Source organism: Mycolicibacterium aromaticivorans JS19b1 = JCM 16368 (genome assembly GCF_000559085.1).
GTDB lineage: Bacteria > Actinomycetota > Actinomycetes > Mycobacteriales > Mycobacteriaceae > Mycobacterium > Mycobacterium aromaticivorans.
The window spans coordinates 4,184,710-4,211,104 of the sequence record NZ_JALN02000001.1 but is presented as its reverse complement, the minus strand read 5'-3'; the positions used below and the strand labels follow the sequence as shown (position 1 = coordinate 4,211,104).

The following is a 26,395-nucleotide window of genomic DNA, read 5'->3' as shown; positions in this document are numbered from 1 at the left end:
ACCAAGAGATTTGAGAGGGAATCTGTGAAGGTTCGGGTCGACCAGGACCGGTGCCAGGGACACACGCTGTGCGCCATGATCGCTCCAGACATGTTCGAGCTCAGCGATATCGACGGCAGTTCGTCGCCGGTGACCGAGGAGGTTCCGGCCGACCAGATCGAGCTCGTGCGCGAAGCCGCGCACTCCTGCCCGGAACAGGCAATCCTCATCGAAGAGGACTGACCTCCAGTTTTGCCAGCCAAATGTCAAGGGAGACAATGCCTTGAGTATCGATGACGTCGCCGACGACACCGAACGAAAGCAGCCGACCTATCACTTCGATCGGCACACGCCGGAATATCGGCAGCAGTTCGAGAAGATCACCGAGGAGATGCAGTCCCGCTGCCCGATGGCGTGGACTGATGTGTACGACGGTCACTGGGTGGCCGCCGGTAGCAAGGAGGTCTTCGAACTCGCGCGCTGTCCGGTGGTCTCCAACCACCACGACCTCACCGGCGAGACACCCTACAAAGGCATCACCATCCCGAAGGCTCAGCGAGCCACGGTGGTTCGCGGCGGCATCTTGGAAATGGACGAGCCCGAACACAGCTCGTACCGCGGGGCGCTGAACCCGTACCTGTCCCCCGCTGCGGTCAAGCGCTGGGTGCCGTTCGTCGACGAGATCGTCCGTGCGTCGCTCGACGAGAAGATCGAGTCGGGGCACATCGACTTCGTCGATGACCTAGCCAACATCGTGCCCGCGGTGCTCACCCTCGCCATGATGGGTATCGAGCTGCAGAAGTGGCCGGTCTACAGCGAGCCCGCCCACCTGTCGGTGTCCACCCCGGAACACTCGCCGGACGCCGCGCGCGTGGCCGAGATGAACCGGCAGATGGGCCTCGACATGGTCACCACCATGATGGAGGTCCGCGAGAATCCGCGACCCGGCCTGGTCAACGCGTTGCTGCAACTACGGATTGACGGCGAGCCCGCCCCCGATCTGGAGATACTGGGCAACCTCGGGCTGATCATCGGCGGGGGCTTCGACACCACAACCGCCCTGACCGCTCATTCACTGGAATGGCTGAGCGAGCATCCCGCCGAGCGGGAACGGCTCAGCCGCGAAAGGGACGCGCTGCTGGACCCCGCCACAGAGGAGTTCCTGCGGTATTACACCCCCGCGCCCGGTGACGGCCGCACGTTCTCCGGGGACGTCGAGGTCGAGGGACATCGCTTCAAGGAGGGTGAGCGGCTGTGGCTGTCGTGGGCGATGGCCAACCGCGATCCGTCCGTCTTCGACAAGCCCAACGAGGTCGTTCTGGACCGAAAAGGTAACCGTCACTTCAGTTTCGGCATCGGCGTGCACCGCTGCGTGGGGTCGAACGTGGCCCGGACGGTGTTCAAGTCGATGGTCACCGCCGTGCTGGACCGGATGCCGGACTACATCTGCGACCAGGAAGGCACGGTGCACTACGAGACGATCGGCGTCATCCAGGGCATGAAACACCTGCCTGCCGATTTCACTCCCGGACCTCGCCTCGGTCCGGGGCTCGACGAGACACTGGCCAACCTGCAGCGGATCTGCGAGGAGCAAGGTCTGGCTCGCCCCATCACCGAACGCAAAGAAGCCGCCGTCATCGACTGGTGAACGGTTGAACGAACGACTGTGGCCCCCTCCTTCCGGAGAGGGCCACAGTTCGTTTCGTGCTGGTTAGGCAGCGCCCTTCTTCGCACTGCCTGCGGATCCACTCTTGGCCGAGCCCGAACCCGAGCCCTTGGCGGAGCTGTCCGCCTTGCTGCCGGCCTTGGTATCCGAAGATCCATTGGTCGACGGCTTCGGCAGCGACGGCAGCGACACCTTGGGCGGCGCGGGCAACGAGATCTTCGGCGGCGCGGGCAACGAGATCTTCGGCGGCGCGGGCAGCGAGATCTTCGGCGGTGCCGGAAGATTCAGCTTGGGAGCCGAGACCTTCGTGCTCGGTGCCGTCGTCTTGGAGGACGTCGGCGCCGGGGAATCGGCGACATTCAGCGAGACGGTCGGCGCATTGCCGCCGGTGCTCGTTGCCGAGTCGTTGACGCCCGCCACCTTGGTGGCAGCCCCTGCCGCGGCACCAGCCGTGGCACCCGCCGCAGCCAGAGCCGCAGCCCCAGCTCCGGCGTTGACGCTTCCACCGATGTGGATACCGCCGAGGTTGAAGCTGATATTGATCCCCAGGCTGGCGTTGAGCGCCTTGACCAGGGAGTTCAGCCCTGCCGCAAACTGAGTGCCCACCGATGCCAGGGCGTTGACCACAGCTTCTGGCGTCGGGAATGCCTTCAGTGCGGCATTGATCGCGGCGTTGAGTGCCGCGCCACCCTGGACCAGCCCGGATCCCAGCGCATTGATGATCTGGTTGCCCACTGCGACACCGGCGTTCAGGCCGGCCTCGAGTGCCGCGGCACCCTGGTTGAACACCTGCTGCGCGACCTGCAGACCGCCGCCGAGCGCGCCCGTGACCGCGGTGACGAACTCGGCCGGGCTCGGGAAGTTGGCCACCGCCGCGTTGAAGGCAGCGGCGAGCTGCGCACCGCCGTTGGCCAGCGCGTCGATGATCGCCTGTGCCCCATCAAGGTTCACGTTGAGCGCTGCCTTCAAGGCCAGCGCCAGGTTGACGTTGATCTTGCCCAGAGCATCGACCAGCGCGTTGATGAACGCCTGCGGGTTCGGGAAGGCAGCGAGAGCTGCCTGGAACGCCGCCGACAGCGCGGTGGCCCCGTTGCCGAGTGCGTCGAGCACTGCCTGGAAAGCGGTTCCGCCGGCCGCGATGCCGGCCTGGATGGTGGTGGCCAGCTGACCGGTGAACGTGGTGAACGCGTTGGCCAGGATGCCCAGGGTCGGGTTCAGCGCCGCCAGTGCGTTGGCGAACGCCTGCACGAATGCCTGCGGGCTCGGGAAGTTGGCAAGCGCCGCGTTGAACGCCGCCGCCAGTGCTGCCCCACCGTTGACCAGAGCCTGGAGGAACGCCTGCGGGCCCTCGATCGACGCGTTGATCACGGCCTGCAGGGCCAAGCCCAGGTTGACGTTGATGTTGCTGAACGCCTGAACCAGAGCGTTGATGAACGCCTGCGGGTTCGGGAACGCCGCCAGAGCTGCCTGGAAGGCCGCCGACAGCGCGCTCAGCGGGTTACCGAGCGCATTGAGCAGCGCCTGGAAACCGGTGAGCCCGGCCGCAATTCCGGCCTGGATGGTCGCATTCAACTGACCGGTGAACGTGGTGAACGCATTCGCGAGCACGCCCAGCGCGGGGTTGATCGCCGCCAGCGCGCCGGTGAGCGCGTCGACGAACGCCTGCGGGCTCGGGAAGTTGGCCAGCGCCGCGTTGAACGCCGCCGCCAGCTGCGCACCACCGTTCACCAGTGCGTTCACGAATCCCTGCAGCCCGTCGACGCCGACGTTGAGCGCGGCCTGCAAGGCCAGACCCAGGTTGACGTCGATGTTGCTGAACGCCTGAACCAGAGCGTTGATGAACGCCTGCGGGTTCGGGAAGGCCTTCAACGCTGCCTGGAAGGCCGCCGAGAGCGCGCTCAGCGGGTTACCGAGCGCATTGAGCAGCGCCTGGAAACCGGTGAGCCCGGCCGCAATTCCGGCCTGGATCGTGGTGGCCAGCTGACCGGTGAACGTGGTCAGCGCATTCGCGAGCACACCCAGGGTCGGGTTGATCGCCGCCAGCGCACCGGTGAGCGCGTCGACAAAGGCCTGCGGGCTCGGGAAGTTGGCCAGTGCTGCGTTGAACGCCGCAGCCAATGCCGCCCCACCCGAGATCAGCGCCTGAAGGAAGGCCTGCGGACCGTCGATCGAGGCATTGATGACGGCCTGCAAGGCCAGACCCAGGTTGACGTCGATGTTGCTGAACGCCTGAACCAGAGCGTTGATGAACGCCTGCGGGTTCGGGAAGGCCTTCAGCGCTGCCTGGAAGGCCGCCGACAGTGCACTCAGCGGGTTACCGAGTGCGTTGAGCAGCGCCTGGAAACCGGTGAGCCCGGCCGCAATTCCGGCCTGGATCGTGGTGGCCAGTTGACCGGTGAACGTGGTGAACGCATTCGCCAGGATGCCCAGGGTCGGGTTGAGCGCTGCGAACGCTCCGACCAACGCGTCGACAAAGGCCTGCGGGCTCGGGAAGTTGGCCAGTGCTGCGTTGAACGCCGCAGCCAATGCCGCCCCACCCGAGATCAGTGCCTGAAGGAAGGCCTGCGGACCGTCGATCGAGGCATTGATGACGGCCTGCAAGGCCAGACCCAGGTTGACGTCGATGTTGCTGAACGCCTGAACCAGAGCGTTGATGAACGCCTGCGGGTTCGGGAAGGCCTTCAGCGCCGCCTGGAACGCCGCCGACAGTGCACTCAGCGGGTTACCGAGTGCGTTGAGCAGCGCCTGGAAACCGGTGAGCCCGGCCGCAATTCCGGCTTGGATCGTGGTGGCCAGCTGACCGGTGAACGTGGTGAACGCATTCGCGAGCACACCCAGCGTGGGGTTGAGCGCCGCCAGCGCACCGGTGAGCGCGTTGACGAAGGCCTGCGGGGTCGGGAAGTCACCCAAGGCCGCGTTGAACGCCGCCGCCAGGGTGGCACCACCGTTGACGAGAGCCTTGAGCAGGTCTCCCACGCTGTTGATCTCGCCGCTGAGCGCGAGCATCAACTGCAGGCCCAGGTTGGCGTTGATGTTGGTGAAGGCCTGAACCAGGGTGGTGATGAACGCCGCGGGGTTCGGGAACGCCGTCAGCGCAGCCTGGAAGGCCGCGTACAGGGCGCTACCGCTGTCAGCGAGTGCGGTGAGCACCGCCTGGAACATCTCCACCTTGGCCGTGATCGCGGCTCGGATGACGTCACCCAGCGCTCCGGTGAGGTTGGTGATCACGTTGCCGACGATGCCGAGCGTGGGGTTGACGGCGGCCAGCGCGGCTTCGAACGCCGCCGCGAAGTCGGCCGGGGTCGGGAAGCCCGCGACCGCGGCGTTGAACGCCGCGGCAAGAGCGGCACCGCCGGCGATCAACGCGTTGGCCAGGTCTGCCGCGTTCAGGTTCAGGGCCAGGTTCAGGTTCAGTGCCGCATTCAGCGCGGCCCGGAGCGCCAGCCCGAGATTGACATCGATGTTGGAGAAGGCTTGAACCACCGCGTCGATGAACGCCTGCGGGTTCGGGAATGCCGCGATGGCGTTGTCGACCGCGCGGGCGAGGTCGCTTCCACCGTTCAGCAGGCCGTCGACGACGGACTGCAGAGCAGTGTTGCCCGAACCGATTCCGGCGATCAGAGTCGCCTGAAGGGCATCGCCGAATTGTGTGATCGCGGTGTCAGCGGCGCTGTTGAGGGCGTTGAGTCCGCCTTTGACACCGTTCCACCCGTTGTTGATGGCTTGGATCACGTCTTCCAAAGAGGACAGTGACACATCGGCAAGTGCCGACATAGCGCGATCACGCACCAGATGCAGATCTGGCGGTGTCACCTGAATGGGCGCCAGCACAATCGCGCTGGCCCCGAAGACTGCCACCCCCGCGGTCAGATACGACCGAACAGCAACGTCCATGACTTCCCCTTCAAAATGGCTGTGCCCCGACAGCCGCGAACATACCTGAGAAGAAGCTAAGTAGCCAAGTGTTTGCTCTCAGTTTTTTGGCGTTGCTGTGCCGAATCCGTGACCATTTCGATTCGAGTTAGCTAGATCGAAATTAGCCGAAAGTATTTAACGGGTGCGCATATATCGTTTCAGCAAAGAATTGTGCGTCTGCTGTCGCCGGGGCCGGCGCCGACGGCTTCGGGTGCGTCATGCCGTCGCGCACGAAGGGCCTAAGCACGCCTAACGAGGTAACCCGACGCGGACCCCAGCCGGCATCGCGACCACCCCAGCCCTCCCTGTCCGACCCACGGAAATCGTGAGCCAAGCGAACGATCAGCAAGAACCTGCGCGGCGGTTTTAAGCAAACGGCTGGTTCGCTGCTGCTGGGAGACGGGCGTTCCACGGGCCGGGAAAAATTCATCGCGAATCGCAGGCGCGACACGCCGCCGGTGTGGCCCGGGGCCGGTCGATGGGGCGCTCACCCCGATGCATGCTCAGCGGCCCGACCAGTTTGCAGAAACCGGTTTGAACCGCGACGCCATGGGGAATATCGCGGTCTACGCAGTTTGGTGTCGAGTACGGACGGGACCAGTGAGGGAGTGCCCAGGTAACGAGTTCTCGGACCGGGGTAACGCCGGCGGGTAGCGGCGCGATAACTATTCGCTGAGATCACGCGATTATGGCTGTTTTGCTTGCGTTGTGAGTTAACTGAGGCTGATTTAGCGCCCTGCTCAACTCGGAATAACCTGAGAATTCCTGAGAGCCTCTTGACGACGTCAGAATTCAGTCAGCAAACGACTCACAGAGCGGTGCCGGCAGGTTTCCAACACCCTGGATCCGATCGAGTGAAAGCTCTATACCCACCGCACGCCCGAATTAACCCCCAGGCAGAAAGCTGCTCCCACCAGGCGCGCGACCAGCACGCCAGGAATCGCCCGCGGGGAGCCTGGCGTGACCCGCGCCGCGCGCGGCCGGGGCTTGGTGCGGCGTCTACTTGGACCGGGGCAGGCTCAGCACCTGCGCAGCGATGATGTTGCGCTGGATCTCCGAGGTACCCCCGGCGATCGTTCCGGAGAAACTGCGGGCATGACGCTCGAACCAGCTGGCGAAGTAGTGGTCCAGATTGAGATGCGCGTAGGGCCCGGTGCTGGACGGGTGTACCAACCCGTCGGATCCGCTTGCCGCGAGCGCGTATTCGGACGCTCGCAGCTCGGCCTCGGAACCGAACAGCTTGACCACCGACACCGAGGCCACGTCGGTTTCTCCGCGTGCAGCCTTGGCCAGTCCTTCCGAACCCATCAGTCGCAATGCCTGGTAGTCCATGATCATCGAGGCGTACTGGTCTTTCTCCAGCGGCGTCTTCGGCTCGAAGTCCCCGATCATGTTGGCGATCCGGTCGGCGAACCCTAGCCACATCATCGTGCGTTCGTGGCCCAGCGATCCGTTGGCCACCCCCCAACCACCGTTCAACGGACCGACCAGATTCTCGGCCGGGACCCGGACATCGGTGAAGAACACCTCGTTGAAGTCCTTGTCGTCGATCCCGCAGATAGACGCAAACGGCCGGCAGACCACCCCAGGCAGGTCGGTCGGGATCAGCAGCACACTGATGCCCTTGTGCTTGGGGGCGTCCGGGTCGGTCCGGACGAACGTCAGCAGGAAATCGGCATCGTGGGCACCCGAGGTCCACACCTTCTGGCCGTTCACCACGAAGTGGTCGCCGTCCAGGACTGCGCGGGTGCGCAGGGAGGCCAGGTCCGACCCCGCACTCGGCTCACTCATTCCCAACGATGCGGTCTTCTCACCCTTGAGCACGGGCACCGCCCACTGGTGCTTCTGCTCGTCGGATCCGAACGAAATCAGCGACGCCGCAATGATATTCACACCTTGGGGGTTGAAACTGTGATAGATCCTGCGGCGGCAGAGCTCCTCGAGATGCACGAACTGCTGCAGGATCGACGCATTACGGCCGCCGAACTCGGGCGGCTGACCGGGCAGCAGCCAGCCGTTGTCGAACAGCAGGCGCTGCCAGCGCCGCGCCCAGGCCGGCATGTGCGACACCGACCGTGGCCGCTCCTGGGTTTCGGCCTCGCTGGGCAGGTTGGCGTCCAGGAACGCACTGAACTCGTCGCGGAATGACTCGACGTCGGGATCGAACGAAAGTTGCATCTACAGTTCCCTGTACTCGTCGGCGATCACGGCGCGGTGTTCAGCGGCGCCGCCCAGCATGAGCTCACCGGACTTGGCCCGCTTGAGCGCGAATTGAACGTCGTTCTCCCACGTGAACCCCATGGCCCCGAACAATTGCAGGCCGTGCCGGAACACCACCGACTGGCAATCGCCGGCCGCAGCCTTCGCCATCGCGGCGGCCAATCGGCGGCGTGGATCATCGGCGCTGATGGTCAAGGCGGCGAAGTAGGCCAGGGCACGGGCCCGCTCGATCGCGACGTGCATGTCGACCGCCTTGTGCTGCACCGCTTGGAAGGAGCCGATCGGCACTCCGAACTGGTGGCGATCCCGGACATGCTGCAGGGCCAGGTCGAGGATGCGCTGACACGCCCCGACCGTCGTGATCGCGACTCCGGTCAGCGCGAGGTGGCGGGCCCGCTCCGGGTCAGCGTGCACCCGATCGGCGTCGGACACCACGACTCCGGGGAAGGTGACATCCGCGACGTGCATGACCGGATCGAACACCGAGACCCGGGAGACGGTGGCAACGGCGGCGTCGACGAGGAAAACACCGGCGTCGGTCACCACCGCGAGCTTCTGCGCCCGGTCGGCATCCAGGACGTACCGGGAGGTTCCGGATAGCACCCACCCCCCGTCGTCGCGATGAGCGGTGATGCCCTCGAAGACCGCGGTCCCCGCCTGCCGGGGGTCGTAGCGATCGCCGGCCAGCGGCGCGAACTGGGTGAGGGTGGCCAGGAATGGCGTCGGGTCCGTCGCCCTGCCGAATTCCTCCAGCACGATCGCCAGCTCGACCGCGTTCTCGGGTTCGGCCAGCTCCGTCCATCCGGCGTCCACGTAGGACTCCCACAGCGGGGTCGGGTCGACGCCGTCTTCGGCGATCCCGCGGATCAGTGAGGCGGGGCACTGTTTGGCCACCGCGTCGCGCACGGTGTCCTGCCACAACCGCTGATCAGCATCGAATTCCAGTAGCACTCGCCGCCTCCTACCCGGGACTCAGAGCACCCGAATGGAAATCTGATTCTCTATTCGTGAACCATAGGTTCTCCTAAGACGGTATCGCACTCTACCGGCTGATTTGCTTGCTGCCTACGGTCGGTTGAGGCAAAGTGGTAACGAGGTTCTACTCTCAAACGCGAGAACAGTATTCTTGCTGTGGAAGAACTTGGGTTACTCGCACACGGACCTCCGGAAGGGGCTTTGGTGATAAAGCACCGCGACGGGACGACGACTCCTGTCATCGACGCGAGCGTGCATATCTTCTTCGGGTCCACCCCCGAGTTGCGCGGCGTGATGCGGGAGCCGTTCAAGAGCCGCGGGTTCCCCGACTACGAAATGGACTGGTACGGCGCACCGGGCGGCGAATACCTCGAGGGGACGCGCGGGCCGGACCGGCAGTACCCGGGTTCCGACCCGGCCTTCGTCGCCCAGCAGCTGTTCGACGATCGCGGAGTCGATGTCGCGGTGTTGCATCCGATGGGCCGCGGCATCATGCCCGACCGGCACCTGGGCACGGCGATCCTGGCCGCCCATAACGAGATGATGGTCTCGCGCTGGCTGGATCATCCCGAATTCGGCGGGCGGTTCCGTGGCACCATCCGGGTCAACCCCGATGACATCCGCGGCGCGCTGCGGGAGATCGAGAAGTACAAGGATCACCCGCGCGTCGTACAGATCGGTATTCCGCTGCAGTCCCGGGAGCTGTACGGCAAGCCGCAGTTCTGGGATCTGTGGGAGGCGGCCGTCGACGCCGGCCTGCCGGTGGCGACCCATATCGAGACCGGTGAGGGCATCGCGTTCCCCCCGACGCCGTCCGGGCACACCAGGACCTTCGAGCAGTACCTGGGCTTCAGTTCCCTGAGCTACATCTATCACCTGCTGAACCTGATCGCCGAGGGCGTGTTCGAGCGCATGCCGGACCTGAAGTTCGTGTTCGCCGACGGCGCCGGCGACATGCTGACACCGTTCATGTGGCGGATGGACTGCTTCGGACGGCCGCACCTGGAACAGACCCCGTGGGCGCCGAAGATGCCCAGTGACTATCTGCCCGGGCACGTCCACTTCATCCACAACAGCCTCGACGGGCCGGGCGACGCCGAATTCGCCGATGAATGGCTGTCCTTCACCGGCAAGGAGGACATGCTGATGTTCGGCTCGAGCTATCCGCACTGGCATTGCGGCGACGTCCACGCCCTGCCCAGCGCGTGGACCGCCGAGCAGCGCGAGAAAGTCTGCTGGCGCAACGCCGCAGCGCTCTACGGCATAGACATTCCCGCCGGCGTCGGAACACACTGACTCGCACAGAGAGCTAAGGAGATCACGATGACTCTCACCCATAGCCAGGAGCGAGTCGCTCCCGCCGAACGCATCGCGATCCGGTGCGTCGACTCCGATGTCCACCCGGTGCCCAAGCGTGGCGTGCTCCAGGAGTACATCCCTGAACCGATACGCACCAAGTACTTCAGGAACCACCGGGTCGGCGAGACGATCTACTATGACGCTCCCGACTACGCGCATGCGTACGCCATGCGCGTCGACACCTTCCCCGACGACGGCGAATTCGCCTGCAGCGACCCCGACCTCGCGCTACGCCAGGCCATCATGGAAGCCGGTGCCGACGTCTGCATCCTCGAACCCGCGCACGCGCCCTGCCGGATCCCCGAAGCCACCGCGGCGTTGTCCTACGCGCACAACACCTGGCAGGCCGAGCACTGGCTGGACAGCAAGACGAACTGGCACGAACGCTGGCGCGGCTCGATCCTGGTCGCCATCGAAGACCCCGAAGGCGGAGCCCGCGAGATCGAGAAGTGGGCCGAGCACCCGTACATGGCCCAGGTCATGATCAAGGCCGAGCCGCGACCGTCGTGGGGTGACCCGAAATACGATCCGATCTGGGCGGCGGCCGTCAAGGCCAACAAGCCGGTCAGCTGCCACCTGTCGCGGGGTTTCTTCGAGACTCTGCCGATCCCGCCGGTCGGACTCCCCAGCTACAACCACGATTTCATGGTCAGCTACTCGCTGCTGGCCGCCAACCAGGTGATGAGCATGATCTTCGACGGGCTCTTCGACCGGTTCCCCACGTTGCGGATCGTGTTCGTCGAGCACGCCTTCAGCTGGATACTGCCGCTGATGTGGCGGATGGACGCCATCTACGAGGCCCGCAAATCCTGGCTGGACATCACGCGCAAGCCCAGCGAGTACGTCAAAGACCACATCAAGTTCACCACCCAGCCGCTGGACTATCCCGAGGACAAGACCGAACTGCTGCGGGCCTTCGAATGGATGGAATGCGAGAAGATCCTGCTGTTCTCCTCGGACTACCCGCACTGGACCTACGACGATCCGCGCTGGCTGGTGAAGCACCTGCCCGAGCATGCGCGAGAAGCGGTGATGTTCCGCAACGGCATCGAGACGTACGGTCTGCCCGACACCGTCCCGGCCCTCGAGGGTCAGACGCGGGTGTTCTGAGCAGATGACCAAACCCGAGAAGCAGCCCCGTCTGGCGCAGGGCCGAGAGCACGTCGTCGCGAGCGTCGACGAAATTCCGCCCGGCACGCACAAATTGGTGCCGATCGGTCGGCATGGCGTCGGGGTGTACAACGTCAACGGCACGTTCTATGCGATCGCCAACTACTGCCCGCACGAAGGTGGCCCGCTGTGCTCGGGACGCCCGCGTGGGCGCAATATCGTCGACGAGAGCGTTCCGGGCGACGCGGTGATGGTGCGCGATCTCGAGTACATCTACTGCCCCTGGCACCAGTGGGGATTCGAGCTGGCGACCGGCACGACGGCGGTCAAGCCGGAGTGGAGTATCCGCACCTACCCGGTACGCGTGGTGGGCGACGATGTTCTGGTGATGGCATGAGTACGCCGGTGACCGCGGGTCCGCAGCTGCGTGACGGCGAACAGGTTCTGACGATCAACGGTGGAAACGTCGTCTACGAGATCCTGGGCGAAGCAGGTGATTTCATCGCCCTGACGCCCGGTGGTCGGTACAGCAAGGACATCGAGGGGTTGCGACCGCTGGCCGAGGAACTGGTCAAGGGCGGCTACCGGGTTCTGCTGTGGGACCGGCCCAACTGCGGGAAGTCCGACCTACAGTTCTACGGGCAGAGCGAATCCCACATGCGCGCCGAGACACTGCACGGGCTGATCACCGGACTGGGCATCGGTCCCTGCATCATCGCCGGCGGCTCGGGCGGCGCCCGGGACTCGATACTGACCACGATCCTGTATCCCGAGATCGCCACCAAGCTGGTGACGTGGAACATCGTCGGCGGCGTCTACGGCAGCTTCGTGCTGGGCTCCTACTATCTGGTGCCCAGCATCCTCGCGGTGCGTGGCCTTGGCATCAAAGGCCTTCTGCACGTGGATGAATGGAAGGAGCGCATCGCCGAGAACCCGGCGAACAAGGAGCGCATCCTGGCGATGGATCCCGACGAGTTCCTCCGAGTCATGCTGCGCTGGCTCAATGCGTTCGTGCCCAAGCCCGGTCAGGCGATCCCCGGCGTCGACGACGAGTTCTTCGGCGACATCACGGTGCCCACCCTGATCATCCGCGGCGGCGAGAACGACTGGGACCACCCCAAGCGCACCTCGCTCGAGGTGAATTGCCTCATCAAGGGCTCCACGCTGATCGACCCACCGTGGCCGGAGGACGCCTGGGAGCGCGCCGGCGAGGACCGCGCATCCGGAAAAGTCAAGCACTTCAACATGTTCGACACCTGGGTGCAGGCAGCCCCGGCCATTCTGGACTTCCTGGGCCGATGACAATCCGGTTGTACTCAGACCAGTCGAATACGGATCTCGCAGTTGGTCGACGCCTCCAGGGCGGTGTGCACCCGACTCTCCGGGATGCGCGCCATGTCGGCCTTGCTCAGCGTGACGTCCAGAATGTCGTAGCCGTCGTCGCCTGCGGTTCGGGCGATCTCGCCGAGCAGACCGAACCCCGCCAGCACGCCGTGCGCATCTTCGTCGGTCCCGCGACTGACGTAGGTCACCACACCGACCACCGGTTCGGTGCCGAATGCCTTGACGCACAGGGTGACTCCGATGCGCGGCAGATCGTCGACCGCGGTATTGCCGATCAGCAGTTCGGCAACACGGCGACCCCGCGGCATCGCGGCGAGGTTGTTGTCGACCACGGTCACTCCGTTGTCGTCGGCGAGCGCGCGCAGCGCGGCGACACCCGCGGTGAGCTCAGCCGGCGTCAGCTCACCGGCCGGGTCGACATCGACACGCACCACCGCCGTTCTCATGGGCCTCAGCCTAGCGATCTCGCGCCGGGTGCCCGAATCAGAAGAGGTGACCGATGAATGCCACCGCACCCGCAGGCACGGCCTTGACCGTCGCCTGTGCACCGGGAGTCACCCCCCGGTTGTTGCGACTGCCGGCAACGGTGGAGAGCATGAGCGCGTATGTGTCCGTCGGTGGATACTCGCCGCTGGACAGCACCGAGAGTCTGCTCGCCGAGGTCGAAGGCGCGGGGCTGCTCGGACGCGGCGGCGCCGCCTTTCCGCTGGCGGTCAAACTGCGCACCGTGCGCGCCGCGTACACCCGCGGCCATGCGACCGTCGTGCTGGCCAACGGCGAAGAAGGCGAGCCCGCGTCGGTGAAGGACCGCTGGCTGCTGCGCCACCGTCCACATCTGGTGCTCGACGGCGTGCGGTTGGCGGCCCGGCTGGTCGGCGCCCAGCATGCCTACGTCTACGTCTCCGATCTCGACGCGGCGCGTGCCGTGGACGGCGCGCTCAGCGAAGTGGGCTTCGACACGCTTGGTGGCCTTCAGATTTCGATCGTCACCGTGGCCGCCGGTTATGTCGCCGGTGAGGAAACCGCCGCGGTGCGAGCCGTCAACGGCGGACCTGCCAAACCGACCGACAAGCCGCCACGGCCGTTCCAGCAAGGCGTGGCGGGACATCCCACTCTGGTGAGCAACGTCGAAACGCTGGCGAACCTGCCGTATATCCAACGCAACGGCGCCGCGGCCTTCCGCTCAGCCGGCACGGCGGCCTCACCGGGCACCTTTCTGATGACGATCACCGGCGCGGGACGGCCACCGGGCCTCTACGAGGTGCCCCACGGCATGCCGTTCCGCGATGTGCTTGCCGTACACGGCGTTTCGCCGGACTCGGTGCAGGGCGCCCTGATGGGCGGCTACTTCGCCGGGTTGCTCAACCGCGACGTGCTCGACACCACCCTGGATCACGAGACGTTCCGCGAGCTCGGATGCGGCCTCGGTTGCGGCGCAGTGGCGATTCTGACCGACGATTGCCCGGTGGCCGTGGCGGCGTCGGTGCTGGCCTACTTCGACCGTGAGAACGCCGGGCAGTGCGGGTCGTGCTTCAACGGCACGGCGGCGATGGCCGCTGCCGCGGGCGCGCTGCGCGATGGTGCGGCCACCACCGAGGACGTCGCCCGTCTGGAGCGCTGGTCGGTCGTGCTGCGCGGCCGGGGCGCCTGCGCCACCCTCGACGGCGCGGCCAACGTCGCGGGCAGCCTTCTCAAGCATTTCCCCGCGGTTGTCGAACAACATCTGGCCGGTGCCTGTGATCCGTGCGGGGCAGGCCGATTCAGCGCCCAGCGTCCCTACGAGGTGGAGGCGGTGACGCAGCGATGAGCGGTGAGATCCGAATTCGGCTGGACCGGACGCTCTGTGACGGGTTCGGCGCCTGCGCCAAGCACGCGCCCAAGCACTTTTCGCTCGATGACTGGGGTTACGCGTCCCTGATCGGGGACGGCAGAGTGGCCGGAGCCGACCGCGACGATGTCCTACGGGCGCTGTTCGACTGCCCGGTGCACGCGATCATCGAGATCAGCGACAACGAGTTCGACGGCGAGACCAGGCCGGCGGACATACCGGCCGATGAATCACCGGTCTTCGAGGCCCGCTGGGGCTTCGCCCAGTGACCCGCGCCCCGCTGCCTCAGGTCACCGGCGAGAACGAGTTCTTCTGGACCTCGGGAGCCGACGACACCCTGCGGATCCAGGAGTGCCAGGGCTGCAGCTCGCTGATCCATCCGCCACAGCCCGTGTGCCGGTACTGCGGAAGCCACGACCTCAAGGCCAAGCCGGTCAGCGGCAAGGCGGTGCTGTCGGCGTTCACCGTCAACGAGCGGTTCAGCATTCCCGGCTTGCCCGCACCTTACGTGGTGGCCCAGGTGGCGATCCAGGAGGATCCTCGAGTCCGCTTGACCACCAATATCATCGACGCGGACCCCGCCGATCTGGAACTCGGCCAGCTTGTCGAAGTAGTCTTCGAGCAGAACGACGACGTCTATCTGCCGCTGTTCCGCCCGGTGACCCCGAAACAGATCGCCGAGCAGCCGGCCGACGAGATCGCCCCGCAGGACTTCGCCAAGTATGTCCGGCCGCCGCTGACCACCAGCAAGTTCGAGGAGCGGTCGGCGATCACGGGAATCGGCGCGTCCCGGCTGGGGCGCCGTCTGATGGTCAACCCGTTGTCGTTGACCGTCGAGGCCTGCGAAGCCGCGGTGGCCGATGCCGGGCTCACGTTCGCCGACATCGACGGGTTGTCCACCTATCCCGGCCTCGACATCGCAGGCATGGGCGAGGGTGGGGTGACCGCACTGGAGGGCGCGCTGGGTCTGCGCCCCACGTGGATCAATGGCGGAATGGACACCTTCGGGCCGGGCGGGTCCATCATCGCGGCGATGATGGCCGTCGCCACCGGGATGGCCCGGCACGTGCTGTGCTTCCGGACGCTGTGGGAGTCGACCTTCCAGGAACTGCTGAAGCAGGGCAAGATGGCCCCGCCCGGCGGGGCGCGCACCAGCAGCTGGCAGATGCCGTTCGGCGCGACGTCGGCCGCACACACGTTGGCGCTCAACGCCCAACGGCACTTCGCCCGGTACGGCACGACCCGCGAGACGCTGGGCTGGATCGCGATGAACCAGCGGGCCAACGCCGCGCTGAATCCGACCGCCATCTACCGCGACCCGATGACGATGGCGGACTACCTGTCGGCGCGGCCGATCACCACGCCGTTCGGGCTATACGACTGCGATGTGCCCTGTGACGGCGCGGTCGCCGTGATCGTCTCCGCGGTGGAGGCCGCCCGCGACCTGCCCAAGCCGCCGGTGTTGTTCGAGGCCGTCGGCACCCAGATCGTCGAACGCACCGACTGGGACCAGACGACGCTGACCCACGAGCCTCAGGTGCTGGGCCAGTCGGCGCACCTGTGGACGCGAACCTCGCTGCGTCCCAGCGATGTCGACGTCGCCGAGCTCTATGACGGGTTCACCTTCAACTGCTTGTCGTGGCTGGAGGCGCTCGGCTTTTGCGGCATCGGCGAGGCGAAGGACTTTCTGGACGGGGGCGCCAATATCGCCCGCGACGGTGTGCTCCCGTTGAACACCCACGGCGGGCAGCTCTCCCACGGGAGAACCCACGGCATGGGCCTGATCCACGAGGCGGTCAGCCAGCTGCGGGGTGAGGCCGGCGACCGGCAGGTCGCGGGCGCCCGAGTCGCGGTGGCGAGCAGCGGAGGGTTGACGCCGAGCGGGGTACTGCTGATGCGAGTGGACGGATGAGCGAGAAACCGAAGGCGGATCGCGCATGAGCACCCCGGTGCGCCGGATGGTTCCGGTCGACGGGATCCCGATGTCGGGCTTGTTCGCCGAGGCGGCCGATCCGCAGGGAGTCATCGTCGCCCTGCACGGCGGGGCGTCCTCGGCGGCATACTTCGACTGCCCCAACCACCCCGAGCTGTCGTTCGTACGGGCCGCGGCCGCAGCGGGTTTCAGCGCGATCGCTCTCGACCGGCCGGGCTACGGAGCGTCGGCGCCCTACTCCGATTCGATGTGGGAGCCGCAACGCCGGGTCGAGTTGGCCTACGGTGCCGCCGATGCGATGCTCGGCAAGCGAGATCGTGGCGCCGGCCTGTTCATCCTGGCGCATTCCAACGGCTGCGAACTCGCGTTACGGATGGCCGTTGCCGAGCGCGGTCACGACCTGCTGGGTCTCGAGCTGGCCGGCACCGGCTTGCGCCAATACCCGGCTGCCAGAGCCATTCTCAAGCAGGCAACGCCGACCTACCGGCCCGCCGGTCTGCGGGAGTTGATCTGGGCGCCCGAAGAGCTTTATCCCGCCGACGTGATCAACGCCGTAGGCTCCGCCGGCGCGCCGCCGCAAGAGGCGGAGATCTCGACCCACTGGGCCGGGCGTGATTTCCCGGCGCTCGCCGGCCATGTCACCGCGCCGGTGCGCTTCACCGCCGCCGAGCACGAGCGAGTATGGGACTCGACGCCCGAAGCGATGGCCGACATCGCCGCACTGTTCGGCTCGTCGGCGCGGGTGGAGATCCACCACCAGGGCGGCGCCGGCCACAATCTGAGCCTGGGTGTCGCTGCGGCGCAGTATCACTCGAGTGTTTTGTCGTTCTTCAAACACTGCATCACCGCCGATTTGGACAGAGAGGCCGGCTAATGCGCGTCGGATTCATCGGGCTGGGCAGCCAAGGCGCACCCATGGCACGCCGGATCGTCGAAGGCGGCTACCCGCTCACACTGTGGGCCCGGCGCGCGGCATCGGTGGAACCCTTCGCCGACACCGCGGCCACGGTGGCGGCCTCACCTCAGGACCTGGCCGCCAATAGCGACCTGGTGTGCCTGTGTGTGGTCGGTGACGCCGACGTGCTCGAGGTGGCGACCGGCGAGGGCGGCGTGCTGTCCGGGCTGCAGCCCGGCGGCATCATCGCTGTGCACGCCACCGTGCACCCCGACACCTGCCGTCAGTTGGCCGAGCAGGCCGCAGCTCAGGGGGTCGCGGTCATCGATGCGCCGGTCAGCGGTGGTGGTCCGGCCGCCGAAGAGGGAAAGCTTCTCGTGATGGTCGGCGGCGAGGATGCCGTGGTGGACAAGGTCCGCCCGGTCTTCGCCACGTACGCCGATCCGATCGTGCACCTGGGTGACGTCGGCTCCGGACAGGTCACCAAACTGCTGAACAATCTGTTGTTCACCGCGAACATCGCCACCGCCAAGACCGCGCTGGATCTCGGTGCGGCACTGGGCATCACACCCGAGAACCTGTCGGAGGTGATCACCCGGGGGTCGGCCAACAGCTTCGCGCTGGGTAGCGTGGCCCGCTTCGGCGGCAGCCTCGACATCCTCAAGCAGGTCGCCGCGGGGCTGCTGCACAAGGACGTCAGCCTGATCGCGGGCATCGCCGACAAGGCAGGCGCCCAGCCCGGGGCGGTGCTGGACGCCGCCGACGCCGCATTGAGGTTGATGGACAACCCACGGTGAAAGTGGGCTTCATCGGTGCGGGCCGGATGGGCGCACCCATGGCGCGGCGGCTGGCCGGCGCCGGCCACGACGTCACCGTACTCGGCAGGACTCCCGAAAAGCTCAGCGCTGCGGTCGAATTGGGTGCCAGCGCCGCCGGAACCCCGACTGAAGTGGCCCGCGACGCCGAGGCGGTGATTCTCTGTGTCTTCACCGACGAGCAGGTGCGGCAGATCGTCCAGGCCGACGACCTGCTGGGTGCCATGCGCCCGGGCTCGGTGCTGATCCTGCACACGACGGGCAATCCGCGCACGGCCGAAGAAGTCGCCGCGCAGGCCGACGAACTCGGCATCGGCGTGCTCGACGCACCGGTGAGCGGCGGCCCGCATGACATCGCCGCAGGAACGGTGACGGTGTTCGTCGGCGGCGGCGACGACGCGTATGCGCAGGCGCGGCCGGTGCTGTCCAGCTACGCCGATCCGGTGCTGCACGTCGGACCGACGGGGTTCGGTCAGCGGGTCAAGTTGATCAACAACGCGCTGTTCGCCGCGCAGATCGGCATCGTGGCAGAAGCGGTCGGGCTGGCCGGTCGCCTCGGAGTCGACGAGACCACCCTGCTCGGCGCACTCCCCCACGGCAGCGGCACCAGCCGAGCTCTGGATTCGATCGCGCGCGTCGGCTCGGCGAGCGGATTCATCGCTGCCGTCGGCGAATTCATCGGCAAGGATGTCGCCGTCGTCCGCGCGACCGCAGCCGATCTGGGGACCGACCTCGGACTGCTGGGGGCGGCCGCCGACGCCGGCCTTCCAAGCGCGAAAGGTGAGGGGAATTAGCCATTTTCCGCTCTCCCGTCAGCCCCACTGTTAGCGTTACACTCAACCAACCTTCCGTAACGCTTATGGCCCAGCTCTCGCCTCGGAGGAGAACGCAATGACTCAGGCCGAACTCGTCTTCGATCCGTTCTCGCAGGAGTACTTCAACAACCCGTTCGACATCTACGAGCGCATGCGGGCCGAGGCGCCGCTGTATTACGACACAGGCGAGGACTTCTACGCCCTCTCCCGGCACGAGGATGTCGCGGCGGCGCTGAAAGATCATGAGAGCTTCTCGTCGACCCGCGGTTGCGATCTGGCCATGGTGAAAGCGGACGAGCCGCCGCAGAAATCCATCATTTTCATGGACCCGCCCGAGCACCGGCACATGCGCAGTCTGCTGAACAAGGCCTTCACTCCCCGCGCAGTGCAGTCGCAGCGCGACGTGGTGATCGAACTGGCGGACAAGTATCTGGCCGGGGCCGACCCGGAGAACTTCGACGTGGTCCAGGATTTCTCCGGGCCGTTCCCGGTCGAGGTGATCACCCGGATGGCCGGCGTGCCCGAGGAGTACCGCCAGCAGGTTCGGCACTGGATCGACACCAGCCTCAGTCGTGAGCCCGGTCAGATGGGGACCAGTGAGGCCGGCATGCAGGCCAATATCGAGACCGCGATGTACTACTACGGCCTGGTGCAGGAGCGGCGCGAGAACCCGCAGGACGACATGATCAGCCGCCTGATCGCCGCCGAGATCCCCGACGACGACGGCCACATGCGCCGGTTGGATGACATCGAAATCTGCGGTTTCGCAACGCTTCTCGGCGGTGCGGGTGCCGAGACCGTGACCAAGCTGATGGGGACCGCCGCGGTCAACTTCGCCCGCTTCCCCGACCAGTGGCGCAAGCTGCTCGACGACCGGTCCAAGATTCCCGCGGCGGTGGAGGAACTGCTCCGCTACGAGGGGCCGGTGCAGTACAACGTGCGCTACACCCTCAAGGACACTGAAGTGCCCAGCGGCAAGATCCCGGCAGGCAAGCCGGTGTTCCTCCTGCTGGCATCGGCAAACCGGGACTCGGCCGCCTTCACCGACGCCGACGCCTTCGACATCGACCGCGACCGCACCGAAGCGCAGAACCTCGGCCTGGGCTACGGCATCCACAGCTGCCTGGGCGCCGCCCTTGCCCGCATGGAAAGCGCCCTCGCGCTGGAGAAGCTGCTGGACTTCATGCCGCGCTACGAAGTCCAGTGGGATGGGCTGCGCCGGGTGCAGATGCAGAATGTGGCGGGTTACTCCCATGTACCGGTGAAGGTGCTGCGATGAAGATTGACGTCGACTTCGGCCTGTGTGAGGCCAATGCGATCTGTATGGGGATCATCCCCGAGGTGTTCCAGGTCGACGACCAGGATTACCTGCATGTCCTGTCCGACGAGGTGACCCCGGAGAACGAGGCACGGATCCGCGACGCGGTGCGTCAGTGCCCCCGGCAGGCCATCTCCATCAAGGAGTAGCTTTCCGTCCGCCCTCAGCCGGCCGGGATCAGGTCGGCGCCGATCGGCGGGCAGCTCATCGCGCCGCTTCGGAACGTCTCGGTCGCCGCGACTGAGACGTCGTCGACATCGGCCGCGGCCAGTGCCTGTGCTTTGAACACGCGCGCCGCCGAGCTCAGGCGGTGCTCGACGGAGTCGATGTCGCGGTCGAGATCACCGGACTGGGCTTCGCCCCACAACGCCACCTCGGTCATGCCGTAGTCCAGTGCGCGCAGCACGCCCTCGCGGACCCGGACGTCGGTATCGAGGAGGTCGGCGGCCACCGCCAGCGCCTGCGGGTGCGGCTGATCGTCACCGGCCGCGATCATCGATTCGAAGTCGGAGGTCTGGGCGCCCAGGATCATCAGGGGTCGGGTGTCGCCGGGCTGCGCGAGCAGGACGTTGACATCCCAGCCCGCCATCACGCGGTCGAATATCCAGCCGCCGGCGTGCCGCACCGCCTCGGCGACGCTGGGCGCGACGATGTCGAGCCGGTATCTCATGATCCGGCGGGCGCCATCAGCTGGCTCGCCAGCGACCTGGAGTACTCCCGGAACACATCGATCAGCGGTATCGACGGGTCGAGCAGCCATGAGGTCTCCATTCCGTTCACAAATGCCAGGATTTCCACGGCCTTGCGGGCCGGGTTCACGTCTGATCGGTATCGGCCCTCGGCCTGACCGCTGCGGATCCGGTCGGCGATGATGTCGACCGCCTGTCGGTAGCGATCCACCAGCCGGTCGTGCAGCGGAGCGTCGGGGGCGATGTTCTCCACCATCAGCACCGCGAAGGTGCCGACGAGCTGGGGTGACCGGTCGAACCGGTCGGCGGCGTTGGCGATGCCCTCGACCAGGTCGCCGGTCAGATAGTCGGCATGCTCGCTGTCGTCGGCATCCCGGGCGTCGAGCACCGCGTGCAGCAGCTGCTCCTTGGACTCGAAGTGGTGCAGCAGCCCCGCGGCGGTGACGCCGGCCTCCTTGGCGATCTGCGCGAGGGTGGTGTTGCGCCAGCCGTTGCGGGCCAGCAGCCGCTGCGCGACGTCGAGGATGCGCTGCTTACGGTCCTCTCCTTTGGCGAGGAGGGTGGCGTAGGGGCGAGTCGTCGTCGTCACCGCACTCCCTTCCGCCAGACCAACCTAGTGAACACACAGTAGGTTGGTTTGGGCGGATGTGACAAGGGTCTCAGCGGAAAAAGTTTCGGCTAAGCGAATCGCTTGTCCCGACATCGACGTCAGGGCTGTGAATGGGGGCCATCAGCAGCCATCAAGGCGATTTCGCGACGGGTCGAGCGCGACGGCAGGCGGGCTACAAACCCAGCGACTTGGCGATGATCACCTTCATCACCTCGCTGGTCCCGGCGTAGATCCGGGCCACTCGCGCATCGGTGTAGAGGCGCGCGATCGGATACTCCATCATGTAGCCGTAACCGCCGAACAACTGCAGGCAGCGGTCGATCACCCGCTGCTGCATCTCGGTGCAGAACAGCTTGACCCGGGCGGCGTCGGCGCCGCTGAGCTCGCCCTCGACGTGCAGGGCCACCGCGCGGTCGAGCATCGCCTGGGCCGCCTCGACCTCCGTCGAGCAGGCAGCGAGCTCGAACTTGGTGTTCTGAAACGAGGCCACGGGCGTGCCGAATGCCTTGCGGCTCTGGGTGTAGTCGATCGCTGCCGCGATCGCCGAGCGGGCTTGGGCGACAGAACCGACCGCGACGGTGAGCCGTTCCTGCGCGAGGTTGTGCCCGAGGTAGCTGAAGGCCTGGCCCTCCTCCCCCAGCACGTTGGCCGCGGGCACCCGGACGTCGACGAACGACAGCTCGGCGGTGTCCTGCACCTTGCAGCCCATCTTCTCGAGTTCGCGTCCGCGGGTGAAGCCCGCCATCCCGTCTTCGACGACCAACAGGGTCAGGCCGGCGCGACGGTTGTCCGGGTCGGTGGACGTGCGGGCCACCACGACCACCAGATCGGCTTGCATGCCGCCGGTGATGAAAGTCTTTGCGCCGTTGACGATGTAGTGGTCGCCATCCCGTACCGCCGTCGTGCGCACCCCGGCCAGGTCCGACCCGGTGCCCGGTTCGGTCATCGCGACCGCGGTGAGCAGCGTCCCGGCCGCAAGCCCGGGAAACCAGCGGGCCCGCTGTTCGTCGTTCGCGTAGTGCAGGAAGTACGGCAGGATCACCTCGAGCTGCGTGCGGACCGTCGACAAGGTGACCAGTGCGCGGGCGGCTTCTTCCTGCAGGACCACGTTGTAGCGGTAGTCGTCCTGACCGCCGCCGCCGTACTCCTCGGGCAGCGTGACGCCCATGATCCCGGTCTCCCCGAGCTTCGCGAACGTCTCGCGTGGCATCCGGCCCGCCTTCTCCCACTGCGGGTAGGCGGGCACGACCTCCTTCTCGATGAAGTCCCGAGCGAGTTCCCGAAACGCCTCGTGGTCGGCAGTGAAAAGGTCGCGGCGCATCAGGCCCCTCAGCCGATCAGCTCGACGACGGTCGCGTTGGCGGTGCCGCCGCCCTCACACATCGTCTGCAGTCCGTAGCGAATTCCGTTGTCGCGCATGTGGTACAGCATGCGTGTCATCAGTACCGCGCCTGAGCCGCCCAACGGGTGGCCCAGCGCGATCGCGCCACCGAGGGGGTTGAGCCGATCAGCATTGGCGCCGGTGTCGGCCTGCCACGCCAGCGGCACCGGCGCGAACGCCTCGTTGACCTCGAACACCCCGATGTCGTCGATGCCCAGGCCGGTCTTGCCCAGCACCTTCTCCGTCGCGGGAATCGGGCCGGTCAGCATCATCACCGGGTTGGCGCCGGCGACGGCGCCCGCGACGTAGCGCGCCAGCGGTGTCCAGCCCTGTGCGGCGGCATATTCGGCGGTGGTGACCAGCAGCGCCGCCGCGCCGTCCGAGATCTGCGACGAGTTGCCGGCGTGGATGACGCCGTCCTCGGTGAACGCCGGTTTGAGCCCGGCCAGTTTCTCGACTGTGGTCCCCCGGCGGATGCCCTCGTCGGCGCTGATCACACCGCCATCGGTCGCCACTGGGACGATCTGATCGTCGAAGGCCCCGCGGTCCTGTGCCACAGCGGCCAGTTCGTGGCTGCGCGCCGAGAACTCGTCGAGTTCGGTGCGGGACAGTCCCCACTTCTGCGCGATCATCTCCGCGGAAAGGCCTTGGTTGAACGAGAAGTCGTCATAACGCTCGAGCACCTTGGGGCCATAGGGCATGCCGGTGGCACGCGCCGACCCGAGCGGAACGCGGCTCATCACCTCGACACCGCCGGCGACCACCACGTCCTGCTGGCCGGACATCACTGCCTGCGCGGCGAAATCCAGTGCCTGCTGGCTGGATCCGCAAGCCCGGTTGACTGTCGTGCCGGGAATCGATTCCGGCCAGAACCGAGAACCGGCCGATATTGCTCGACTGGTCACCGACCTGGGACACGCAGCCCCACACCACGTCGTCGACTGTCGCGGGGTCCAGCCCGGTGCGCTCGGCGAGAGCGTTCAGCACCACCCCCGACAGGTCGGCGGCATGCATGCTGGACAGCCCGCCGTTTCGCTTACCGACCGGGGTGCGGACCGCCTCGACGATCACCGTTTCCCGCATGGCTTCTCCTTGGTTCTGGCGATTGTTCATGCGACGGCACCCTGCTCACGCAGTCTGCCGATGTCGTTGTCCGACAGGCCCAATTCGGTCAGCAACGCGTCGGTGTGCTCACCGAGACCGGGTACCGGACCCATCGGCTGCTCGTAGTCCTCGATGATCGGCGGCGGCAGGATGGCCTGGATGGCACCGGCGGTGGTCTGCACCGTCCGCCAGCGGTCGCGATCGGACAACTGCGGGTGCGCGAGCACCTCGCTGGGCAGATTGTAGCGGGCGTTGCCAATACCCGCCGCATCGGCCGTCTTCTGGATGTGCGCGAGATCGTGCTGCGCACACCAGGTTTGGATGGCCGAGTTGAGTTCATCGCGATGGGCGCACCGATCGGAGTTGCTGGCGTACCGCGGGTCGTCGGCCAGGTCTGGCCGGTCGATGATCTCGCGCGCCAACCGTTGCCATTCCCGGTCGTTGGTGGTGCCCAGCACCACCGTCTGATTGTCGGCGGTGTCGAAGGAGCCGTACGGCGCGACCGCCGGGGAATTCATCCCCAACGGCTCCTGGTCGATTCCGGAATGCTGGGCGTAGGTCAGCGGATACCCCATCAGGTCCATCATCGTGTCGAACAGGCTCACGGTGACGGCCGCGCCGCGCCGCGCCCGGCTGTTCCGCGAGATCAGCAGAGCCATGATCGACAACGCCGAGTACAGCCCGGTGGAGATGTCGGCGATCGGCGGTCCGGGCTTGGCCGGTTTTCCGGGATAGCCGGTCACCGCACACGATCCGGACTCCGACTGCGCCAGCAGGTCGTATGCGCGCTTGTTCGACAGCGGGCCGCCTGCCCCGTACCCGTCGATCTCGACGGCGATCACATCGGGGTGGCGCTCACGCAGCTGGTCGGCTGAGATGCCGAGCCGGGCGGTGGAACCCGGCGCGAGATTGGACACCAACGCGTCGGCGCGGTCGAGCAACCGGTGCAGGACTTCCAGACCCTCGGCCGATTTCAGGTCCAGCGCAATCGATTCCTTGTTGCGGTTGGCCCAGACGAAGTGAGCCGCAAGGCCACCCGGGCCGTTGACGACATCGTCGTAGTGCCTGGCGAAATCCCCGCCGGCCGGGTTCTCCACCTTGATCACGCGAGCACCGAAGTCGGCCAGGACGCGCGTGCACATCGGTGCCGCGACCGCCTGCTCCAACGCCACGACAGTGATACCGGCCAGCGGGGCTGCCGGTCCTTGCGCAGAAGTCATCAGATCACCATACGGACGGCCAGCTTGCCGGCTACTAGTAGCTCTTGGGCAGGCCGAGCACGTTGGCGCCGAGGAAGTTCAGGATCATCTCCTGGCTGACCGGCGCGATCTTCATCAGGCGCGCTTCCCGGAAGAACCGGGAGATGTGGTACTCCTCGGAGTAGCCCATGCCGCCGTGGGTCTGCAGTGCACGATCGGCTGCCGCGAAACCCGCATCCGCACACAGGTACTTGGCCATATTGGCTTCGCGGCCGCACGACTTCCCGTTGTCGTAGAGCCAGGTTGCCTTGCGCAGGATCAGTTCGGCGGCGTCGAGGCGAGCCAGCGAATCGGCCAGCGGGAACTGGATGCCCTGGTTCATCCCGATCGGCCGGTCGAACACCACGCGCTCGTTGGCGTACTTCACCGCGCGGTCCAGCGCCACCCGCCCGATGCCCAGCGCCTCGGCGGCGATGAGCATCCGCTCCGGGTTCAGCCCGTGCAGGATGTAGGAGAAACCCTTGCCCTCTTCGCCGATACGGTCGGCGACCGGTACCCGCAGATCGTCGATGAACACCTCGTTCGAGCTGACCGCGTTGCGGCCCATCTTCTTGATGGGGCGGATGTCGACGTGATCGCGGTCGATGTCGGTCAGAAATAGCGAGAGCCCTTCGGTCGGCTTACCGCCCCGCTTCTCCACGTCCCCACGGCTCTCGGTGCGGGTGAGCAGCAGGATCTTCTCGGATTCCAGCGCCTTGGAGATCCACACCTTGCGACCGTTGACGACATAACTGTCACCGTCCCGCTTGGCGAAAGTCGTGATGCGCGAAGTATCAAGTCCAGCGCCGGGTTCGGTGACGCCGAAGCACACGTGCAGGTCGCCATTGACGATGCGCGGCAGCGTCGCGGCCTTCATCTCGTCGGAGCCGAACACCACCACCGGTTGCATCCCGAAGATCGACATGTGGATGGAGCTGGCGGCGTTCATCCCGCCGCCGGAGCGGGCCACCTCCTCGGCCAAGATGGTCGCCTCGGTGATGCCCAGACCGTGGCCGCCGTACTCCTCGGGGATCGTCATCCCGAGCCAGCCGCCACCTGCGATGGCGTCGTAAAACTCCGACGGGAACTCGTGCTGCTGGTCCTTCTCCATCCAGTAGTGGTCGTCGAAGCGTGATGCCAGCTCCCGCACCGACTTACGGATCAGCTCTTGATCCTCGGTCAGTTCGAAGCTCATACCTGA

General features: G+C 66.3%; 23 protein-coding genes and 1 pseudogene. 14 read left to right on the top strand and 10 right to left on the bottom strand.

Translation table 11 applies throughout. From position 1 onward, the window contains the following. Positions 1-24: 24 nt before the first annotated feature. Complete coding sequence (locus Y900_RS20140) at positions 25-222, top strand: ferredoxin (protein WP_036344115.1); 198 nt, start codon at positions 25-27, stop codon at positions 220-222. Between the two features lie 40 nt (positions 223-262). Next, positions 263-1,627 (top strand): cytochrome P450, encoded by a 1,365-nt coding sequence (locus Y900_RS20135; RefSeq protein ID WP_036344113.1) that lies wholly within the window; start codon positions 263-265, stop codon positions 1,625-1,627. A gap of 63 nt (positions 1,628-1,690) precedes the next feature. Here Y900_RS20135 and Y900_RS31790 read toward each other — a convergent pair whose 3' ends face one another. The 3 genes from Y900_RS31790 to Y900_RS20120 form a co-directional block, all read right to left on the bottom strand. Next, positions 1,691-5,539 carry a beta strand repeat-containing protein gene (locus Y900_RS31790; protein ID WP_051660169.1) on the bottom strand — a complete coding sequence of 1,283 codons (3,849 nt, stop codon included), beginning with the start codon at positions 5,537-5,539 and terminating at the stop codon, positions 1,691-1,693. 1,020 nt (positions 5,540-6,559) lie between these two features. Then, positions 6,560-7,738: an acyl-CoA dehydrogenase family protein gene (locus Y900_RS20125; RefSeq protein WP_036344111.1), complete on the bottom strand. Its 1,179-nt coding sequence runs from the start codon at positions 7,736-7,738 to the stop codon at positions 6,560-6,562. Beyond that, on the bottom strand, positions 7,739-8,731 hold the full coding sequence (locus tag Y900_RS20120) for an acyl-CoA dehydrogenase family protein (protein ID WP_036344109.1): 993 nt from the start codon (positions 8,729-8,731) through the stop codon (positions 7,739-7,741). Between the two features lie 228 nt (positions 8,732-8,959). On the opposite strand from Y900_RS20120, the gene Y900_RS20115 reads away from it, so the two are divergent. Genes Y900_RS20115 through Y900_RS20100 form a run of 4 tightly spaced genes read left to right on the top strand, consistent with a single transcriptional unit; the run spans position 8,960 to position 12,526 of the window. Beyond that, a complete protein-coding gene (locus Y900_RS20115) occupies positions 8,960-10,051 on the top strand; it encodes an amidohydrolase family protein (protein ID WP_036344108.1) in 1,092 nt (363 codons plus the stop codon). A 27-nt stretch (positions 10,052-10,078) separates the two neighbouring features. Next, positions 10,079-11,224 carry an amidohydrolase family protein gene (locus Y900_RS20110; RefSeq protein ID WP_036344106.1) on the top strand — a complete coding sequence of 382 codons (1,146 nt, stop codon included), beginning with the start codon at positions 10,079-10,081 and terminating at the stop codon, positions 11,222-11,224. A 4-nt stretch (positions 11,225-11,228) separates the two neighbouring features. Continuing rightward, entirely contained in the window at positions 11,229-11,621 is a 393-nt protein-coding gene (locus Y900_RS20105; protein ID WP_036344104.1) for a Rieske (2Fe-2S) protein, read from the top strand. Next, positions 11,618-12,526: an alpha/beta fold hydrolase gene (locus tag Y900_RS20100; protein ID WP_036344102.1), complete on the top strand. Its 909-nt coding sequence runs from the start codon at positions 11,618-11,620 to the stop codon at positions 12,524-12,526. The genes Y900_RS20105 and Y900_RS20100 overlap by 4 nt, the downstream gene beginning before the upstream one ends. Positions 12,527-12,540: 14 nt before the next feature. Here Y900_RS20100 and Y900_RS20095 read toward each other — a convergent pair whose 3' ends face one another. Further along, entirely contained in the window at positions 12,541-13,014 is a 474-nt protein-coding gene (locus Y900_RS20095) for a hypothetical protein (RefSeq protein ID WP_036344100.1), read from the bottom strand. A gap of 53 nt (positions 13,015-13,067) precedes the next feature. Between Y900_RS20095 and Y900_RS20090 the strand changes: the two genes are divergently transcribed. From Y900_RS20090 to Y900_RS20055, 8 genes are all read left to right on the top strand, one after another. Beyond that, a complete protein-coding gene (locus Y900_RS20090) occupies positions 13,068-14,375 on the top strand; it encodes an NADH-ubiquinone oxidoreductase-F iron-sulfur binding region domain-containing protein (RefSeq protein WP_036344098.1) in 1,308 nt (435 codons plus the stop codon). A gap of 8 nt (positions 14,376-14,383) precedes the next feature. Next, complete coding sequence (locus Y900_RS20085) at positions 14,384-14,665, top strand: ferredoxin (RefSeq protein ID WP_420329831.1); 282 nt, start codon at positions 14,384-14,386, stop codon at positions 14,663-14,665. After that, complete coding sequence (locus Y900_RS20080) at positions 14,662-16,308, top strand: thiolase C-terminal domain-containing protein (protein WP_036344095.1); 1,647 nt, start codon at positions 14,662-14,664, stop codon at positions 16,306-16,308. Before Y900_RS20085 ends, Y900_RS20080 begins: the two co-directional genes overlap by 4 nt. Positions 16,309-16,333: 25 nt before the next feature. Next, the gene (locus Y900_RS20075; RefSeq protein ID WP_036344094.1) at positions 16,334-17,203 is read left to right on the top strand and encodes an alpha/beta fold hydrolase; all 870 of its coding nucleotides are present in this window, start codon (positions 16,334-16,336) and stop codon (positions 17,201-17,203) included. After that, positions 17,203-18,021, top strand: coding sequence for an NAD(P)-dependent oxidoreductase (locus Y900_RS20070; protein WP_036344093.1), 819 nt, complete (start codon positions 17,203-17,205; stop codon positions 18,019-18,021). The genes Y900_RS20075 and Y900_RS20070 overlap by 1 nt, the downstream gene beginning before the upstream one ends. After that, the gene (locus tag Y900_RS20065; RefSeq protein ID WP_036344091.1) at positions 18,018-18,833 is read left to right on the top strand and encodes an NAD(P)-dependent oxidoreductase; all 816 of its coding nucleotides are present in this window, start codon (positions 18,018-18,020) and stop codon (positions 18,831-18,833) included. The genes Y900_RS20070 and Y900_RS20065 overlap by 4 nt, the downstream gene beginning before the upstream one ends. A gap of 97 nt (positions 18,834-18,930) precedes the next feature. Beyond that, positions 18,931-20,133 (top strand): cytochrome P450, encoded by a 1,203-nt coding sequence (locus Y900_RS20060; protein WP_036344089.1) that lies wholly within the window; start codon positions 18,931-18,933, stop codon positions 20,131-20,133. Beyond that, on the top strand, positions 20,130-20,321 hold the full coding sequence (locus tag Y900_RS20055; RefSeq protein WP_036344088.1) for a ferredoxin: 192 nt from the start codon (positions 20,130-20,132) through the stop codon (positions 20,319-20,321). Before Y900_RS20060 ends, Y900_RS20055 begins: the two co-directional genes overlap by 4 nt. Before the next feature lie 14 nt (positions 20,322-20,335). On the opposite strand, the gene Y900_RS20050 is transcribed toward Y900_RS20055, so the two are convergent. The 6 genes and pseudogenes from Y900_RS20050 to Y900_RS20025 form a co-directional block, all read right to left on the bottom strand. Further along, positions 20,336-20,842: a hypothetical protein gene (locus Y900_RS20050; RefSeq protein WP_036344086.1), complete on the bottom strand. Its 507-nt coding sequence runs from the start codon at positions 20,840-20,842 to the stop codon at positions 20,336-20,338. Next, on the bottom strand, positions 20,839-21,450 hold the full coding sequence (locus Y900_RS20045) for a TetR/AcrR family transcriptional regulator (protein WP_036344085.1): 612 nt from the start codon (positions 21,448-21,450) through the stop codon (positions 20,839-20,841). Before Y900_RS20045 ends, Y900_RS20050 begins: the two co-directional genes overlap by 4 nt. A 193-nt stretch (positions 21,451-21,643) precedes the next feature. Further along, complete coding sequence (locus Y900_RS20040; RefSeq protein WP_036344083.1) at positions 21,644-22,792, bottom strand: acyl-CoA dehydrogenase family protein; 1,149 nt, start codon at positions 22,790-22,792, stop codon at positions 21,644-21,646. Between the two features lie 8 nt (positions 22,793-22,800). Continuing rightward, positions 22,801-23,935, bottom strand: a pseudogene (locus Y900_RS20035) (thiolase family protein). Between the two features lie 26 nt (positions 23,936-23,961). Continuing rightward, complete coding sequence (locus tag Y900_RS20030) at positions 23,962-25,176, bottom strand: CaiB/BaiF CoA transferase family protein (RefSeq protein ID WP_036344082.1); 1,215 nt, start codon at positions 25,174-25,176, stop codon at positions 23,962-23,964. A 34-nt stretch (positions 25,177-25,210) separates the two neighbouring features. Next, positions 25,211-26,389: an acyl-CoA dehydrogenase family protein gene (locus Y900_RS20025; protein WP_036344080.1), complete on the bottom strand. Its 1,179-nt coding sequence runs from the start codon at positions 26,387-26,389 to the stop codon at positions 25,211-25,213. Between the last annotated feature and the right edge of the window lie 6 nt (positions 26,390-26,395).